This is a genomic window from Actinotalea solisilvae (assembly GCF_016464425.1).
GTDB lineage: Bacteria > Actinomycetota > Actinomycetes > Actinomycetales > Cellulomonadaceae > Actinotalea > Actinotalea solisilvae.
On the sequence record NZ_JADDKQ010000006.1, the window covers coordinates 13,900 to 29,693 of the forward strand.

A 15,794-nucleotide genomic window follows, 5' to 3' on the forward strand; every position below is an offset into this window, starting at 1 on the left:
CCTTCTGTTGGGTTGGGTGTGGCGGTGGTCAGCGACCGAGCACCGGTCCATCGGCGGACGACGGCGGCGGCGCGGTCAAGCGGTGCGGCGCGGGCTGTGGAGGCTGCGGGTTCCACGGTTGCTGTGGACGCACGGGCGGCACGAGGGGCGCGGTCCGACCGGGGTGGTAGCTGTCCCAGGTCTCGGTTGCGCTGGGCTCGGCGTGGCTGGTCGCGAGGATCTGCTCGAGCACCTCGCGGCCCGACGACGGCGCGTGGCCGGGCAGGCAGTCCGGGTCGCCGTGGTCGATGACGACGTAGGCGCGGTTGGTGTGGCGGCCGCGGCTCATCGCGACGTAGAGGTCTTCGCGGCCCATGCCGGGGGTCGCGATGGTGTGGGTCTCGTCGACGGTCATGCCTTGGGTGCGGGCGATGGTGGTGGCGTAGCCGAGCTCGACGTGGTCGGCGACGTAGTCGGCGGGGAGGCGGACGGTGGGCGCGTCGGCGTGGTTGGCGGGTCGGACGCGGAGGGACCCGTCGGGCAGGACGGCGGTGACGTCCCACAGGGCGCCGTTACGGACGAACCCGTCGGCGGTGGCCAGGCGTCGGTGGTTGCGGCGGGTGACGATCCGGTCCCCGACGCCGGCGGTCAGCCCGTCGTGCAGGCTCACCCCGGCGGGGAGGGCGTCGCCGCTGGTGATGCGGTCGGCGCGGATGCGGGCGTTGAGCTCGCGGACGGTCCGGTTGTCGACCGCCTGCAGGACCGCGACTCGGCCCTGCTCGCTCGCGGTGGTGACGGCCTCGATGGCGGCGTCGAGCATCGCGTCGTGCCCGCCGGAGGCGATCGCGCCGTGCGCCTCGTAGGCGTCGAGCGCAGCCGGGTGGGCGCGGCGCAGCTCGAGGCTGGCGCGCGCCTCCCACGGATTCGCGAACCGCCAGAGGCTGGTGAGCTCGGCGGTCGGCCCCCGCCGGGCGAGCATGCCGAATGCGCCGCCGGCATCGACCGAGCCACGCTGCAGGTGGTCCCCGACCAGCAGCACCTTCGCCCTCGCGGCGCGTGCCTGCTCGACGATCGCGGCGAGGGTGCGGGTGTCGGCGAGGGAGGCCTCGTCGACGATGACGAGCTGCCTGGGGCAGAACCGCCACTGGTCCTGCTCGGCGCGCAGCCGCCAGTGCTCCTCGTTGGCCGCCCGCTGCCCCTGGTAGTCACGCGTCGCCATCCGGGCAACGGCGTCGGCGTAGCGCAGGGCCCGGGTGGTAGCGCCGTCGCCGGTGGACTCGTGCAGCCACTTCGCCGTCGTCTCACACGGCACCCCGAGCGACTCCGCCAGCGCCCGCGCAGCGGTGGCCGACGGCGCGAGCCCCACGACGGACCCGATGCCGTGCCGCCAGAACGAGGTGATCGCCGCGAGCGTGGTGGTCTTGCCCGACCCCGCCGGCCCGACGAGCACGTCGAGGAGCCGGGCGGAGGTGATGACGGCTTCGGCGGCCGCGCGCTGGTCGGGGGCGAGGGCGCCGAGGTGGTGCTCGGTGCGTAGCGGGATGGCGCCGAGCATCTCCGCCGGCCGGTGCGGTGCGCCGGTCGTCTCGGCGGCGTCGATCAGTACCTTCTCCGCCCCGAGCAGCTCGGTCGAGGTGAACGGCGACTCCCCGACGCGCCGCGTCGTCGGGTCGCGGCTGTCGTCCAGGTGCACGCACGCCGCCGCGGCCTCGGTGGTGATCTCGTTGAGCAGCTCGCGCCGCTCGGCGGCCGAGGCCATCCGCAGCAGCTTCGAGGCGCGGACGGCGGCGGCGCCGAGGTTCCACGTCGTCCACACCGACCGCCGTGTCGAGACGTCATCGAGGACCTGCGCGACCATCGCCGCCCGCACCTCTGGGCCGACGTCGTGCGCATGCAGCGGCCGCCCGTAGGCGCCAGTCAGAGCGCGGGCTGCGAGGTCGCGGGGCTCGAGCCCGGTGAGCGCGCCGGCGCGGTTCGCCCAGTCCGCCAGCAGGTCCGCCAGCGGTCGGACCGTCTTCGGCGGCCGCGTGGCGCGGGTCAGGTGCTGCCGCGCCCGCGTCGTCTCCACCCGCGTCGGCGCCCGGCCATGGCTCTCCTCGAACTCGGCGAGCCACTCCTGCTCGGCGCAGTGGATCGCCTCCGCCCTGGTCGAGAAGTGCGCGAGCAGGTCATCGCCGACCCCGTCGACCTCGAACGCCAGGTTCCGCCGGGGTCCGCGGTCGCGCGTCGACCACTCCACCGGCAGCCGCCGCGCGAGCTCGTCCGCAAGGAGGGCGTCATAGAGTTCGGACACGGTGACGACGGCGGCGTGCACGGTCCGCCCGTCCAGGCTCCGCCAGGCGCCGTCGGGGCCTTGGACCTTGTTGGCGATGACGACGTGGGTGTGCAGGTTCGGGTCAGCGGCCCGGGTGTCCCAGTGGTCGAACGCCGCGGCGAGCATCCCGCGGGTGCGGACCTGATGACGCCCGGCGTCGCCGGTGCGCGTGCGGATGACGCGCTGCTCGACGAACTCCAGCGATGACGCCAGCGCCGCCCGGTGCGCGTCATAGACGATGACGCGCGTCGCGTCATCGGCCAGCGCCCAGAGGACGGATACGGACTTGGGCGCGGTGAACGTCAGGTCGAACCCGACGACCGCATGACGCTTGCCGTCATCGAACCGGCTATGCGGCCGGCCGAGCGCGTCCTCCGTCAGCGGGTCGGCGCCGTCGCGGAACACCGCCGTCATCGCCGCCTCGGTCACCACGTCACCCGGGCGCAGGCGCCGCCTGTCGTCGCCGAGCCCCGCGAGCCCCTCGCCGCACCAACGACCGGCCGGGTCCCCGGTTTGCTCGTAGTAGGCGGTCAGCGACGCACCTGCGTCCAGGCCGGCGTCACCCGCGGCGACGTGCCGGGTTAGGTACGCGTACCCGTCGCCGGCAGTCAGCTTGTGCATCGACATCACGTCCGGCACCCCCCTTCCGACGTCGACCCCTACCTGCAGGTGTGCGGCCCGAGGCGAGAAGATGCGTGACCGCCCGCCGCCCTGGCGCGTCACGCGGGGCGAGGTAGGGGAGTCGGGTCGTGCGCACGACGCCAGACTCCTCACGCCCGATAGACAGAGCGATGACGAACTGGCGTCGCAGGCGATGACGCGAACAAGTGCAATGACGGCGCACCAGGCGCCGGCCATCCGCGTCCGCGTCATCGATGACGACAGCGCGACGCGGCACCAGCCTGAGCCGAGCGGCATTCCCTGGGCTCCCGCGAGACGTCGCAGGACCAACCCGTCGACCCGAAGTCGGATGGAGGAGCTCACGGTGTCTGGCACCATCCGGCTCATGGGGAAGCCACGGGCGGCGGTCGAGCACGAGTGCATCTTCTGCGCGATCGTTGCCGGCCGAGCGGAGGTCAGCCTCGTCTACGACGACGCGACAGTCATGGTTTGGATGGCCCTGCACCCCGTGGTCCCCGGGCATCTTCTCGTCGTGCCACGCCAGCACGTCGTCGGCCTCGAGGACATCGACGCGGCCACGAGTGCCCACGTCTGGTCGGTCGGTCACGAGATGGCGCGAGCCTTACGCCGCTCCGCCATGCGATGCGAGGGGATCAACGTCTTCCTGTGTGACGGCGAGGCCGCGTTCCAGACGGTCTTCCACTTCCACCTGCACGTCATCCCGCGCTACGACGGCGACGGGTGGACGATCCTTCCCGACGAGGTGGAACGTGAGCGGCCGCTCCTTGACGCCGAGGCTCAGGTGATCCGGGACGCCATCGCATCGGCCGACTGACGCGCCGCGTGGCAGCGGCCGTGCTGTGTAGAGGGGAGTGGTAGTGGAGCTTCGCGCGCTCAGGATCGACGACGAAGCCGAGGCAAGGGCGGCGCACGCCGAGCTGGCGACCGAGGGCTTCGCCTTCTTGCCGTTCTACGACCCGAACGAGCCATGGGCCGCGTACCTCGAGCGGGTCGAGCGCCTTCGCTACGGTGCCGGCCTTCCGCCCGGGTACGTGCCGTGGACCGACCTCTACGCCGCGGTTGACGGCGTTGTGGTCGGGCGCGTTTCCGTGCGGCACCGGCTCACCGAAGCGTTGCTCCAGGTTGGCGGCCACATCGGCTACGGAGTCCGGCCCGCGTACCGGCGGCGCGGGTACGCGACCGAGCTGCTCCGCGCCGGGCTCGGCGTCGCTCACGGTCTGGGCATCGACCAGGCGCTCGTGACCTGCGACGACGAGAACGTCGGCTCAGCTGCGGTGATCGAGCGGTGCGGCGGCGTGCTCGAAGACGTCCGATCGGTACCCGGGGGCTCACCGAAGCGGCGCTACTGGGTTCCGACGAGAGAAGCGCTGAGTCCCGCCCGCTGACCCCGGCCCGCGACTGCCGGTGACGGCCGCTGTCGAGCCGATGACGGGCCGCGACTCTTCTTGCATGGATGCGTGTCCACCCAGCCTGCGGATGTGGGGCGGGGGCTGTGTCCTTCGTTTGGGACGACGGGACTTGCAGCGGCGCCTCGCCCGCCGAGAGCTGCGACGTAGGATCCTGGATGCGGCAGGTTGGCCGCCGCTCCGCGAGGGGCGCTGGAATGCGCGACATGCTGACGGGAGGGCTGTGACCTCACGGGCGGACGCGACCTCGACGCCTTGGAGGCGTACCCGGTGGGCGGCAGCGATCAGCATCCTCGCCGTATGTGGAGTTGGCCTTCTTCTAGGACGGCTCGAGGTGTGCAAGGACGTCTTGGTCCAGGACGAGGTGCGTAGCATCTGCGCCCCGCCGGTGATCACCGACGCGAGCGTGCTGACGTTCGCGCTGCTAGTGGTTCTCTTGGTCAGCCCTGAGATGGGTGAAGTGGGAGTCTTCGGGATCTCGCTCAAGCGGCGCGTCGAGTCCGCGGAGCGCGAAGCCGAACGGTCCGCCAAGAAAGCGGAGCAACTTGAAGTCCAGCTCGCCTTGCACAGTGTTCGCCTCGACAGCGTTGCGCAGAGCGTCGCCTCGGCCGCTGCCCAGGCAACCGTCGGCCCCATCCTCATCGGCGATGCGGCCATCAGACAGTCGTTGTCTGAGTTTGGCGAAAAGGCTCGTGCTTTCGAGAGCGGTGAGAGTCGTCCGGGAACAGACGGCGCAGAAGTGGCCGAGAGGCCCGACTATGAACGCATCGGTAGGCTCATAGACAACTGGGAGCGCATCGCCGCCGCCCTTGATTTGCCTCCTCGCCGGGTTCTCCGCGACGGCACGTCATTTTCGGGCGTCCCACAGCTGTCGGCCGAGGAAGCGTCGCGCTTCCGCGCGATATTCGATGAAGAGCTGCAGGTAATCCGCGCTGCGCGCAATACGGTTGCGCACGCTCGCCCGCTAGAGGCGGAGGAGTTGGCGCTTGCGGTGGACCTGTCCGACCGACTTTTTGAACTGCTGGCTCGCGCGGGAGGTTAGGGAGCCCAGGGATCCGGTCTCGCTCTACCACTTGCGGTACGGCTCGAGGTGGGGTGTGTAGGGCTCCGCTGGTGGCGTCGCTGACCACCCGTGAGCGCGCAGGACGAGGGCAGCCTCGTCCTGAAGATCCCGAACGGCTGTCCTGAACTGTCTCATTCGCCAACGCTCCCGGCCCTCGCGTAGGACAGACTCCCATCCTGGTGCGGCGTCAACCCCGCAGTCGCGGATCAACATCTCGAGGACGTCCTCGAGGCACGGGCGAAATCTCTCGCCGCCGACAGGGAGGTGGACTTTGGATAGGTCGTGGGGGCTCTGAACGCGTGTTGCGTCTGCCGTGTTGGCAATCGACAGGAGGTGGGTGAAGGCGCCACGTTCGGCGTGGAACTGCCAATGGCTTATCGGGTCCGCTCGCATATCGCTCCTGTACTCGAGGCGCAGGAGAGGCGTCCGGTCCAGCGTCGAGAAGAGACCGACGTCTGTTCTGGTCGTCTTCAGATGAAGGCCCGAATGATCCATGGTTTGGTAGAGCGCTACGGCCAAGTCGGCAAGGTGCTCGCCCTGGACGGTGAGCGGAATGCGGCGGCTGGCTGCGGTCTTGCCGGCCGGTCGCACAGCGTATCGCTCGCCAAACTTGACGGAAACGACGTCGACGTTCTTGCCGAAGGTGCGCCGGAGCAGGTCCGCGACTTCGCCCGCGAACTCCCTTGAGCGGTCCGCCAAATCAGAAGTCATCGGGCGAGTCGTTCAGCAGAAAGCTGATCTCCTCCAACTCGGCAACTGCCTCCCACTCCTCGCCGGACAGGGCGCCCGTGCGAGTGCGTGCGCGCAGCGCGTCGAGCGTCGTCCCGAGTGAGTCGAGGACCTGCTCCCGTCGCGCAAGCAGCTCATCCCTCGTGACCTCGATGGTCCTTGGCGGCATGTGATCACCTCTCGCTCCGGCCTCCATCTTGCCGCCCGGTACCGACACGCGCGAGGAGGTCCGTAACCTCCGAGTGTCCAGCGTGCTCGGCGAGATATCGAGGGCGTGTTGGCGAGGGAGCGGCACCGCTCGTGAGACGATACGGCGGCCGCTCTGGCCCTCCGTCGATGTGGCGGCCGCCTTGCCGCAGCGCGGCGGACTGGCCGGCTGCCGTGGTCAGCGTGTGGTCAGCGAGCGGCTTGGAACCGGGTCACCGGACGAACTACCCGCATGCGATTCCGCAGGTCAGCCCGTTATCGACAGACCAAGATCAAACTCCTAAAGCGGGTGTCGGCAGTTCCAATCTGCCGAGGCGCACAGCAAGCGGGTCGACGCGGCGTCGCCGGGTCACGAAGGTCCGAGGCGGGCCAGCATCGATGCCCGTGCGCTGAGGGTGACGGTGCAGCTGTGAGGCGCGTCCGTGCAGTGGGCGGTGAGTCCGCGGACCAACCTGAGCGGGCCCGGCCGCCGTCAGCCTCGCTTTAGCTGCGCGGCGGAGTCCGTGAGGAAGGACTCGAGGGACTGGGCCGGACGACCCGTGACGTGCTCGACGGTGTCGGTCACCGGTGCGAAGTCGCCGGCGTGCACGCGTTCGAACGTCCACATCGTGAGGTCACGCTCGAAACCGCTGAGGCCCTCGAGGGTCTCAGCGATCGTGGTCTCCCGGAGGGTCACGCGGCGGCCGACGGCGGCCGAGAGCTGGTCGGCGACCTTCGGCAGCGTGAGTGACTCCGGTCCGGTGAGCTCGTAGACCTGCCCCTCGTGACCGTCGTCGAGCAGGGCACGCTCGGCCACCGCGGCGATGTCCCGTGCATCGATCCACGCGACGCTCGCCCCGCCGCTGGAGAAGGCCAGTTCTCCCTCCTCGACGACCGGGCCGAGGTAGAAGCGCTCGTCCGTGAGCACCTGCATGAACCAGCTCGGCCGCAGGATGGTCCACGGCCGACCGCTGCTGCGCACCACCTGCTCGGTGCGCGCGGCCCAGCTGTGAGGGCCCAGGGAGTCCGCGTTCCGCTCGGACAGCAGCACGACGCGCGTCTCAGCAGCCAGCCCGGTGAGCAGCGCGTCGATCAGCTCGGGTGCGTCCGCGCGATCCGGCCGCACGACGTACACCGCGTCTACGCCGCCCGTCGCCGTCGCCCAGGTGGACTCGTTGTCCCACGATAAGGCGGTGGGCTGCACGCCCTCGAGGGTCACCGTCCTCGGGTCGCTGCTGCCGCCGAGCACGTCGACCCCCGGCCGGGCCATGAGCGCCTGCGCCAGGGGAACGCCGGTCTTGCCGCGCACGCCGGTCACCAGCACACGAGTCACGAGAGCTCCTCCACACCAGTTGATCGCCCGGTCCGGGACCATCGTGGACGACAGGTAGGACAGTGGCAGGTCGGCGCCTGGTGGGGGGACCTCCGCCGCCCGGAGCCGTCAGGCCGTGGCGCCGACCGCGAGCGCGAGCGCCGGTCGCGCACCGAGCGCGCCCTGGTCCGCGACGTCCGTGCCGACCTCGTCGAGGTGGACGCCGTCCGCGCTCAGCCGCACCCGGGAGACCGACGCGTTCGGCAGGGGCACGAGGACGCCGTCGCCCACGGCGGCGAGCCAGACGCCGAGCGCGAGCCCGTGTCCGACGACGAGTACCTCGCCGCCCTCCGGGTGCGCGGCGGTGATCCGCGCCATGGCCTCGTGGAGCCGGTCGAGGAAGCACCGTGCGCTCTCCCCGCCGGGCAGCCCGGGGTGGGAGCCGTCGAGGATGCTGCCGACGAGTTCGGGCCAGGCGACGACCTGGTCGAGCACCGACTCGTGCTTCCGCTCGTAGTCGCCGAAGTGGTACTCCCGCAGGCCGGGGTCGGTGCGCAGGCGCACGCCCTCGTGGTGGCGCAGGATCTCGGCCGCCGTCGCCACGGCCCGCCCGGACGGCGAGGAGTACGCCGCGACGAAGGGCCGCTGCGCGAGGTGCCGGGCCGTCGTGCGGACGCCGTCACGGCCGCCGCGCGTCAGCGGCGAGTCGCACCAGCCCTGCAGCAGGCGGCGCTGGTTGAGGTAGGTGCGCCCGTGGCGCACGAGCGTGAGGGTGAGGGTCCCGGTCGTCGTCGGTGCGACCGTCGTGTCTTTGGTCATGCGCGTGACGCTAGGCGGGGCGGCCGTCCGGCCGACGACGGCGGCGTGACCTGGGGGTGAAGGTCGGGCGGGGTGTTGCCGTCCTCAGCGACGGCGAGCGGTGAGCGTGAAGGTCGCCGGGAGCCGCTCGGGGCGCTCGCGCAGGCGGTACTCGTTGATGTCCTCGTCGAGGACCATGAAACCGGGGAGCGCGTCCCACGGGACGCTGTCGTGCTCGGTCAGCGACGTCAGTTCGAGGCCGGCGTCGAGCACCGCGGTGACGATCTCGCCGATCCCGTGGTTCCACTCCATCGACCGGGGCTGCGCAACCTTCCCCTCGCCGGCGTAGGTGTCCTCGTCGTTCCAGACGAGCGGCTCGGCCTGCTCGTAGTACGGGAGCTCGAGCGCGACCGTCGTCCCTCCAGGACCGGTCATCCACGGCTGCTGCTCGCGGTCCGGGTGCTCGGCGCCGACCGTCATCGCCATCGCCGCGTTGAGCACCGGGTGACCGTCGCGGATGAAAAGGCGCCCGCCCGGGCGCAGCAGGGCGGCGACCGTCCGGGCCCAGCGCCCGATGCTCGGCAGCCAGCAGAGGGCGCCGATGCCGGTGTAGACGACGTCGAACCGCCGGCCGCCGAGGGCCTCGGGGGCGGCGTAGACGTCGGACTGCACGTACTCGATGTCGGCGCCGGCACGCTGCGCCAGGCTCCGGGCCTCGTCGAGGGACACGCCCGAGAGGTCGACGCCCGTGACGCGGGCTCCGAGCCGAGCGAGGCTCAGTGTGTCCGTGCCGATGTGGCACTGGAGGTGGACGACGTCCAGGTCCGCGATGTCACCCAGGCGCGGTCGATCGAACTCGACCACGTCCGAGAGCGCGTCCGGGTCCGCCAGGAGGCGGTCGATCCCGTAGCCCTGCGCATGCACCGTCGCGCGGCTGTCCCAGTTGGTGCGGTTGAGGTCGAGGTACTCGTCGGCGGGCACGGTGCGGACGCTAGCAGCGTGGTTGTCACCGGCGGACGACGCCGAGACACCCTCGGGCGTCTGGTCGCCGCGTGGGCCGGCATCGCGCTCGACGGTCATCCCGCGAGTTCGTCGAAGCGCTCGCGCGCGGCGGCGACGTCGGGCAGGTGCGTCGTCGTCCACGCGAGCAGGGCGTCGACCGGCTCGCGGAGCGTCTTGCCCAGCGGGGTGATGCGGTACTCGACCGCGACCGGCCGCGAGCTCGTCACGACGCGCTCGACGATGCCGTTGCGCTCGAGGCGGCGCAGGGTCGCGGTGAGGGACTTCTGCGTGACGGCCGGGATGGCGCGGCGCAGGCCGTTGAAGCGGAGCGGGCCGTCGCACAGGTGCTCGAGCACCTGCACCGACCAGGTGTCGAGCACCTGGCCGAGCAGCTCGCGCTGCAGCGCGCCGATTTCGAGGCGGTCGACGTCGTCGTCGTGCGGGCGGGGGGTGGTCGCGGTCTCCGTCACGACACCTAGTCTCGTTGAAGTGCCCTGCGGTGACCAGGTAGCAAGGGGATACCTACCTCACCGACGAAGGAGCATCCCGTGACCGTCCAGCTGCTCAGCCCCGCAGGCCTTGCCGAGAACACGCCGTACCACCACGTCGCGATCGCCACGGGCACCCGGCAGGTGCACGTCGCGGGCCAGGTCGCCGGCGGCCCCGGGGTCGACCGTGCGCCTGACCTCGCCGGGCAGGTCGCCCAGGCGCTGCGGAGCACCGCGCTCGGCCTCGCGGGCGCGGGCGCGACGTTCGACGACGTCGTCCGGCTCACCTTCTACGTCACGCGCTGGACGCCCGAGCAGATCGGCGAGTTCATGGCCGGCGTCGAGAGCGTCGCGGGGGAGCTCGGCCTGCCGTCGCCGATGCCGCCGTCGTCGCTCATCGGCGTCGAGGTGCTGTACGAGCCCGACGTGCGGGTCGAGGTCGAGGCCGCCGCGGTCCTCGACTGAGCGAACGGGTGATCCGGCCGCCGCCGGCTCACGAGCGAGGCACTCGGGCCGATGGTTCCGGCGGACGACGGGTATGCGCCCGCGTGGCCGCGACCTGCGGCACGGGGAGACGTCGCCCGCCGGCCGCCGACAGAGGACAGATCACATGAGCACCGCCGAGATCACGGGCGAGAAGTTCCGCATCTGGCTCCGGGCCGACGGCATCGCCGAGATCACGTGGGCGCCGCACGTCCCGTCGGGCATCGAGGACGCGCGCGCGGTCATCGAGGCGATGCGCGAGCTCACCGGCGGCACTGCCGCCCCGCTCCTCGTCCACACGACCGACGCCGGCCCGCAGGACCGCGCCGCGCGCATGGAGTTCATCCGCCGCCAGGACGTCGTCGCCGCCGTCGCCCTCGTCGTCGGCAACCCGCTCAGCCGGATGATGGCGACCTTCTTCATCAACGTCAGCAAGCCCGACGTGCCGATCCGTCTCTTCGAGGACGTGGACGCCGCCGCCGACTGGCTGCGGGGGCACCTGGTGTGACCAGCGCCGCGGCGCCCCCGGACGGGGCGGCCCACGAGGACCTGGAGCGCCGGCTCTACGAGATCGTCGGCGTGATCCAGGAGCTCGCCGCCCTGCGCTTCGACGCGCGCGCCCCCGTCGGGACGGCCGGGGACATCGTCGACGCCGTCGCGGCGGGCGTGAACGCGCTGGGCGAGGAGCTCGCCGCGTCCTACGACGAGATCGAGCGACGCGTCGCCGAGCGCACGGCCGAGCTCGCCGTCGCGACCCGCGAGCTCCGCCACCGCGCGCTCCACGACGACCTCACCGGCCTCGCCAACCGCGCGGCCCTCTGGGACCGGCTCGCCGCGCGCCTCGGCGACGGCGACCGGGGCAGGGCCGGCTTCGCCGTCCTCTTCCTCGACCTCGACGACTTCAAGAGCGTCAACGACACCCTCGGGCACGCGGCGGGGGACCAGCTGCTGGTCGACGTCGCCCACCGCATCGCGGGTCAGCTCCGCGTGGGCGACCTCGCCGCACGCGTGGGAGGGGACGAGTTCGTCGTCCTCCTGGACGACGTCGCCTCGCCCGACGCCGCGCTCGCCGTCGCCTGCCGCATCAGCACCGCGCTGCGCGCCCCGCACGAGTACGACGGCCGCACCTACGGCTCCACCAGCAGCATCGGCGTCGCGCTCGGGCCTGACGGCGACGCGGACTCCGACGCGATCCTCGCCGCCGCCGACGCCGCGATGTACGAGGCGAAGCGGCGCGGCGGCGGCGCGTGCGTGCTGCACGGCAGCGACCGCCACGACGAGGCGACGCTCACGCGCTGATCGCCGACGCCCCGGCGAGCCCGCGTGGAACGTTCGATGAAGCGTGCGTGAACCACCGTCCGGGGGCCGAACCGGCAGGGGACGATCGCGCCCGGGAGACACCTCCCGGCACGGACGAACCCCCAAGGAGCACCATGAACCGCAGTGCCACGCGCCGTCGGGCAGCGGCCGCGATCACCCTCGCCGCGCTGACCTCCGGCGGCCTGCTGGCCGGCCCCGCCGCCGCGTCGACCCCCGGGACGGCGACCCTGACCGTGAGGATCTTCGAGGACCGCTACCCCGACGGCACCTTCGACGACACGTCCCTCGACGGCTGGGGCGAGACCGACCGCCTGCGCGCGACCGGCTACGTCTACCTGCAGGACTCGGCCGGCGCCTGGTACGCGACCGGTCCCGAGGACAGCGGCGAGTACGTCTTCGACGGCATCGCCCTCGGCGAGGCGAAGGTCCACGTCGGCGACCCGAACGTCTCGGAGAGCGTGGCCTTCTTCGTGTCCGACGACGACGGTGCGACCCTCATGCCGCACGCGGAGGTCGGCTTCACGGGCGGCACGTTCCTGTTCCCCGGGAGCGACGAGCGCATCCCCTGGTCCGGGCCCACGGCGCTCGGCGGTCTGGGCACGGTCACGGTGGACGGCGCGCAGTCCGAGGCGCTCCTCGGGATGACCGCCGTGGGCGCCTCGGTGCAGGTGCTCTCCGCGACCGACGGGACGCCGGTCGCCGACCAGGCGACCGTCACGTTCCTCGCCAACGGCGAGCGGATCGCGTCGACCCTCGTGGCCGACGGTGTCACGTCCTACCCCGGCACCCGCCGGCTGGTGCCCGTCTCCCTCGGCATCGAGGTGACGCCCGTCCGCGGGCTGGCCGTCGCGGAGGTCACCGCGCGCTCCTCGATCAGCGGTCAGCCGCTCGCGGTGTCGTACGAGAACGGCGCGTACCTCGCCGACGCCACGGGGCTCGCGACGTACTTCGACCGCGCCGAGTTCTCGGTGCGACTCATCGACGCCGCGACGGGCGCCGAGCAGTGCAAGAAGGGCGGCTGGGCCGCGCACACGCAGCCCGCGTTCCGGAACCAGGGGCAGTGCGTGAGCTTCTTCGCGACCGCACGGGGCGGCCGCGGCTAGCCCTCCGGCACGCAGGCTCGTCGGCACGCCGGTCCCCGCGGCGGCCCGGTCACCGGGTCGTCGCGGGGACCTCGCTCGCCGTGCCCCGCTCGGTCGCCAGCGCCGCCATGCCCGCGCGCAGCACCTCGAGGATGCGGTCCGTGTCGTACACGGCGCCCGCCCACGTGCCGCCGCTGGCCGCCTGGAGCGCGGCCCACAGGCGCGTGTCGTCGGGGAGCTGCGGGTGCGCGGCGAGGTCCGGGTGCGGGGGACGCGAGGCCAGGACCGCCGCGCCCTCGGCCACCGACAGCGGCCCGGCGGCGGTCCCGACGAGGTCGACCGTGCCCTCGAGCGCCGCGACGTCGATCCGGATCTCCACCAGGTCGCCGTCGCGCAGCCGGCCGATCGGCCCGCCGGCCAGCGCCTCCGGACCCACGTGGCCGATGCACGCGCCCGTCGACACCCCGGAGAACCGCGCGTCGGTGATCAGCGAGATCTCCTTGCCGTAGCTGAGGTACTTCAGCGCGGACGTGACCTGGTACGTCTCCTCCATGCCGGTCCCCAGCGGCCCGCCGCCCATGAGGACCATGACGTCGCCCGGGTGCACCTCGCGCACCTTGATCGCGGCGATCGCGGCGGCCTCGGAGGTGAAGACGCGGGCCGGGCCGACGCGGTGGAAGACGCCGTCGACGAGGCGCGAGGGGTCGATCGCGGTCGACTTGATGACCGAGCCCTCGGGGGCGATGGTGCCCACCGGGAAGGTCGCCGTCGGCGTCAGCCCGCGGCGCCGCGCGGCCTCGGGCGCCATGATCACGTCGTCGGCGTCGACGCCCTGCTGCTCGCGCAGCACCTCCTTCATCCGCGCGCGCCGCTCGGACGTCTCCCACCACTCGAGCACCTCGCCGAGCGGCTCGCCGGTCGCCGTGAGCGCGTCGAGGTGGAGCACGCCGAGGGCGCGCAGGTGGAGCATCACCTCGGGCGTCCCGCCGGCGAGGAACATGCGCACCGTCGGGTGCTGGACGGGCCCGTTCGGCAGCACGCTGACGATGCGCGGGACGGCCTGGTTGACCCGCACCCAGTCGCCGACGGTGGGCACCCGCAGCCCCGCGGCGTGGGCGATCGCGGGCACGTGCAGCAGCAGGTTCGTCGAGCCGCCGACGGCGGCGTGGACCGCCATCGCGTTCGCGATCGCCTCGTCCGTCAGCACGTCCGTCGTCGTGATCCCGAGCTCGCGCTGGCGCAGCACGGCGCTGGCCGACTGCCGCGCGATCTCCTCCCACACGGGCTCGCCCGACGGCGCGAGCGCCGAGTGGGGCAGGGCGAGGCCGAGCGCCTCGGCGACCACCTGGCTCGTGCCCGCGGTGCCGAGGAAGTGGCAGCCGCCACCGGGCGACGCGCACGCGCGGCACCCGAGCTCGGAGGCGTCCGCGAGCGAGAGCTCGTCGTTGGCGAACCGGGCACCGAGCGTCTGGACCTGCGCGAGGTCCTCCCCGCGCGCGGGCGGCAGCGTCACGCCGCCCGGGACCAGCACCGTGGGGTGGTCGCGCTGCGACGCGAGCGCCATCATCGTCGCGGGCAGGCCCTTGTCGCAGGTCGCGACGCCGATCACGGCCGAGCGCGTCGGCAGCGACCGCATGAGCCGCCGCATGACGACGGCGGCGTCGTTGCGGTAGGGCAGCGAGTCGAACATCGCGGGCGTGCCCTGCGAGCGGCCGTCGCACGGGTCGCTCACGTACGTCGCGAACGGCATCCCGCCCGCGGCGGCGACGGTCTCCGCCGCGGCCGCCACCTGGCCGCTGAGCTCGAAGTGACCCGAGTGCAGGCCGAGGGCGACGGGGCGGCCGTCGTCGGACCGCAGCCCGCCCGCCGTCGAGACGATCATGACCTGTGGGCCCAGCATGTTCGCCCGCGGCCAGCCCATGCCCGCGTTCTGCGTCATCCCGAAGACGGTGCCGCTGGGCTCCTTGCGCAGCAGCTCCGGGGTGAGCGGCAGCCGGCCCTCGGGGCCGGGCGCCTGGGTGCGCACGGCGTAGATGCCGTCGTGCGGCTCGAGGAGGTCGTGCCAGGTCACGGCGGCGTCGCTCACGGCATGGCCTCCACCCGCTCCATGAGCGCGACGAGCGCGTCCACCTGCTCGGGGGTCGCGGGGTGGTGCGGGGGAGTGCAGTGGCGCCCGAGAGCGACGCCGCGCCGGACCATGCCCTCCTTGAGGAGCGGGAAGAACGGCGTCCCGAGCGTGTACAGCCCCATGAGGACGTCGATCCGGCGCTGCTGCGCGGCGATGGCGGCGGCGTCGCCGTCGGCGACCGCACGCGCGTACGCGGCGCAGATCTCGGGGTAGAGGTTCGCGAGCCCGCCGATCGCGCCCGCCCCGCCCGAGGTGACGACGTGGTGCAGGTTCTCGTCGAAGCCCGCGAGCACCCGGAACTCCGGGAACTCGGGGAGCAGCGCGGTGAGCAGGCCGCGCGTGTGGCCGACGTCGAGCACGGTGTCCTTGTAGCCGACGACGTTCGGGTGCCGGCGCAGGAGGCGGCGCGTCACCTCGGCGCTCAGGTCGTGGCCCGTGCGGGCCGGGAAGTTGTACAGGTAGACGTCGCCGTCGACCTGGCCCGCGACGGCCGAGAAGTAGGCCTCGAGGCTCGCGTCGTCGAGCGCGAAGTAGAACGGGCTGATGACGATGACGGCGTCCGCGCCGGCGTCGAGCGCGTACCGGCTGAGCTCGACGGTGTCGTCCACGCGCAGGCACGACGTGCCGACGACCAGGTCGCCGCGCGGGCCGACGTGCTCGACGGCGAGGTCGATGAGCTCGCGCTTGTCCTCGGGCCGCATCGCGAAGAACTCGCCGGTGCTGCCCATGAGGACGATCCCGTCGACGCCGCCGCCGAGGACGTGGTCCCAGACCGCGACGTTGCCGTCGCGGTCGAGGCCCCCGTCGGCGTCGAAGGCCGTGACGGCCGGTGCCCAGTAGGTCGCGTCCGCGTGACCCACGG

The 15,794-nt window shown here is 72.5% G+C and carries 16 protein-coding genes; 7 read left to right on the forward strand and 9 right to left on the reverse strand.

Annotated elements, in window-relative coordinates:
• Nucleotides 1-28: 28 nt before the first annotated feature.
• Nucleotides 29-2,914, reverse strand: coding sequence for a MobF family relaxase (gene mobF, locus JIG38_RS06045; protein ID WP_233404550.1), 2,886 nt, complete (start codon nt 2,912-2,914; stop codon nt 29-31).
• 349 nt (nt 2,915-3,263) lie between these two features.
• On the opposite strand from mobF, the gene JIG38_RS06050 reads away from it, so the two are divergent.
• From JIG38_RS06050 to JIG38_RS06060, 3 genes are all read left to right on the forward strand, one after another.
• A complete protein-coding gene (locus tag JIG38_RS06050; RefSeq protein WP_233404551.1) occupies nt 3,264-3,749 on the forward strand; it encodes an HIT family protein in 486 nt (161 codons plus the stop codon).
• A 43-nt stretch (nt 3,750-3,792) separates the two neighbouring features.
• Entirely contained in the window at nt 3,793-4,320 is a 528-nt protein-coding gene (locus JIG38_RS06055) for a GNAT family N-acetyltransferase (RefSeq protein WP_307844630.1), read from the forward strand.
• Nucleotides 4,321-4,729: 409 nt separating this feature from the next.
• Nucleotides 4,730-5,383 carry a hypothetical protein gene (locus JIG38_RS06060; RefSeq protein WP_199422866.1) on the forward strand — a complete coding sequence of 218 codons (654 nt, stop codon included), beginning with the start codon at nt 4,730-4,732 and terminating at the stop codon, nt 5,381-5,383.
• A 24-nt stretch (nt 5,384-5,407) separates the two neighbouring features.
• Here the strand turns inward: JIG38_RS06060 and JIG38_RS06065 are convergent, their stop codons facing one another.
• The 6 genes from JIG38_RS06065 to JIG38_RS20030 all read right to left on the reverse strand — a co-directional run bounded on the left by JIG38_RS06065 (nt 5,408) and on the right by JIG38_RS20030 (nt 9,901).
• Nucleotides 5,408-6,115 carry a hypothetical protein gene (locus tag JIG38_RS06065; RefSeq protein WP_199422867.1) on the reverse strand — a complete coding sequence of 236 codons (708 nt, stop codon included), beginning with the start codon at nt 6,113-6,115 and terminating at the stop codon, nt 5,408-5,410.
• Entirely contained in the window at nt 6,105-6,302 is a 198-nt protein-coding gene (locus tag JIG38_RS06070; protein WP_199422868.1) for a hypothetical protein, read from the reverse strand. Before JIG38_RS06070 ends, JIG38_RS06065 begins: the two co-directional genes overlap by 11 nt.
• A gap of 510 nt (nt 6,303-6,812) precedes the next feature.
• Complete coding sequence (locus JIG38_RS06075; protein ID WP_199422869.1) at nt 6,813-7,652, reverse strand: NAD(P)H-binding protein; 840 nt, start codon at nt 7,650-7,652, stop codon at nt 6,813-6,815.
• A gap of 108 nt (nt 7,653-7,760) precedes the next feature.
• Nucleotides 7,761-8,450 (reverse strand): histidine phosphatase family protein, encoded by a 690-nt coding sequence (locus tag JIG38_RS06080; protein WP_199422870.1) that lies wholly within the window; start codon nt 8,448-8,450, stop codon nt 7,761-7,763.
• An 84-nt stretch (nt 8,451-8,534) separates the two neighbouring features.
• Complete coding sequence (locus JIG38_RS06085; protein WP_307844631.1) at nt 8,535-9,410, reverse strand: class I SAM-dependent methyltransferase; 876 nt, start codon at nt 9,408-9,410, stop codon at nt 8,535-8,537.
• Between the two features lie 95 nt (nt 9,411-9,505).
• Complete coding sequence (locus JIG38_RS20030) at nt 9,506-9,901, reverse strand: winged helix-turn-helix transcriptional regulator (RefSeq protein WP_199422872.1); 396 nt, start codon at nt 9,899-9,901, stop codon at nt 9,506-9,508.
• Between the two features lie 78 nt (nt 9,902-9,979).
• On the opposite strand from JIG38_RS20030, the gene JIG38_RS06095 reads away from it, so the two are divergent.
• From JIG38_RS06095 to JIG38_RS06110, 4 genes are all read left to right on the forward strand, one after another.
• The gene (locus JIG38_RS06095) at nt 9,980-10,384 is read left to right on the forward strand and encodes a RidA family protein (protein WP_199422873.1); all 405 of its coding nucleotides are present in this window, start codon (nt 9,980-9,982) and stop codon (nt 10,382-10,384) included.
• A 145-nt stretch (nt 10,385-10,529) separates the two neighbouring features.
• Complete coding sequence (locus tag JIG38_RS06100) at nt 10,530-10,910, forward strand: DUF7793 family protein (protein WP_199422874.1); 381 nt, start codon at nt 10,530-10,532, stop codon at nt 10,908-10,910.
• Nucleotides 10,907-11,701 (forward strand): GGDEF domain-containing protein, encoded by a 795-nt coding sequence (locus JIG38_RS06105; protein ID WP_199422875.1) that lies wholly within the window; start codon nt 10,907-10,909, stop codon nt 11,699-11,701. Before JIG38_RS06100 ends, JIG38_RS06105 begins: the two co-directional genes overlap by 4 nt.
• 134 nt (nt 11,702-11,835) lie before the next feature.
• A complete protein-coding gene (locus JIG38_RS06110) occupies nt 11,836-12,825 on the forward strand; it encodes a hypothetical protein (protein WP_199422876.1) in 990 nt (329 codons plus the stop codon).
• A gap of 49 nt (nt 12,826-12,874) precedes the next feature.
• Here the strand turns inward: JIG38_RS06110 and JIG38_RS06115 are convergent, their stop codons facing one another.
• Both JIG38_RS06115 and JIG38_RS06120 read right to left on the reverse strand, forming a co-directional pair.
• Entirely contained in the window at nt 12,875-14,890 is a 2,016-nt protein-coding gene (locus tag JIG38_RS06115) for a YjhG/YagF family D-xylonate dehydratase (protein ID WP_307844632.1), read from the reverse strand.
• Nucleotides 14,887-15,792, reverse strand: a complete 906-nt coding sequence (locus tag JIG38_RS06120; RefSeq protein WP_199422877.1) for a dihydrodipicolinate synthase family protein — start codon at nt 15,790-15,792, stop codon at nt 14,887-14,889. The genes JIG38_RS06115 and JIG38_RS06120 overlap by 4 nt, the downstream gene beginning before the upstream one ends.
• Nucleotides 15,793-15,794: the final 2 nt, after the last annotated feature.

Bases quoted from the DNA above. Each gene is read 5' to 3' on its own strand.
- JIG38_RS06080 (WP_199422870.1), bottom strand. From the start codon at position 8,450: ATGACCAAAGACACGACGGTCGCACCGACGACGACCGGGACCCTCACC.
- JIG38_RS06050 (WP_233404551.1), top strand. From the start codon at position 3,264: ATGGAGGAGCTCACGGTGTCTGGCACCATCCGGCTCATGGGGAAGCCA.
- JIG38_RS06110 (WP_199422876.1), top strand. From the start codon at position 11,836: ATGAACCGCAGTGCCACGCGCCGTCGGGCAGCGGCCGCGATCACCCTC.
- JIG38_RS06070 (WP_199422868.1), bottom strand. From the start codon at position 6,302: ATGCCGCCAAGGACCATCGAGGTCACGAGGGATGAGCTGCTTGCGCGA.
- JIG38_RS06065 (WP_199422867.1), bottom strand. From the start codon at position 6,115: ATGACTTCTGATTTGGCGGACCGCTCAAGGGAGTTCGCGGGCGAAGTC.
- JIG38_RS06100 (WP_199422874.1), top strand. From the start codon at position 10,530: ATGAGCACCGCCGAGATCACGGGCGAGAAGTTCCGCATCTGGCTCCGG.
- mobF (WP_233404550.1), bottom strand. From the start codon at position 2,914: ATGCACAAGCTGACTGCCGGCGACGGGTACGCGTACCTAACCCGGCAC.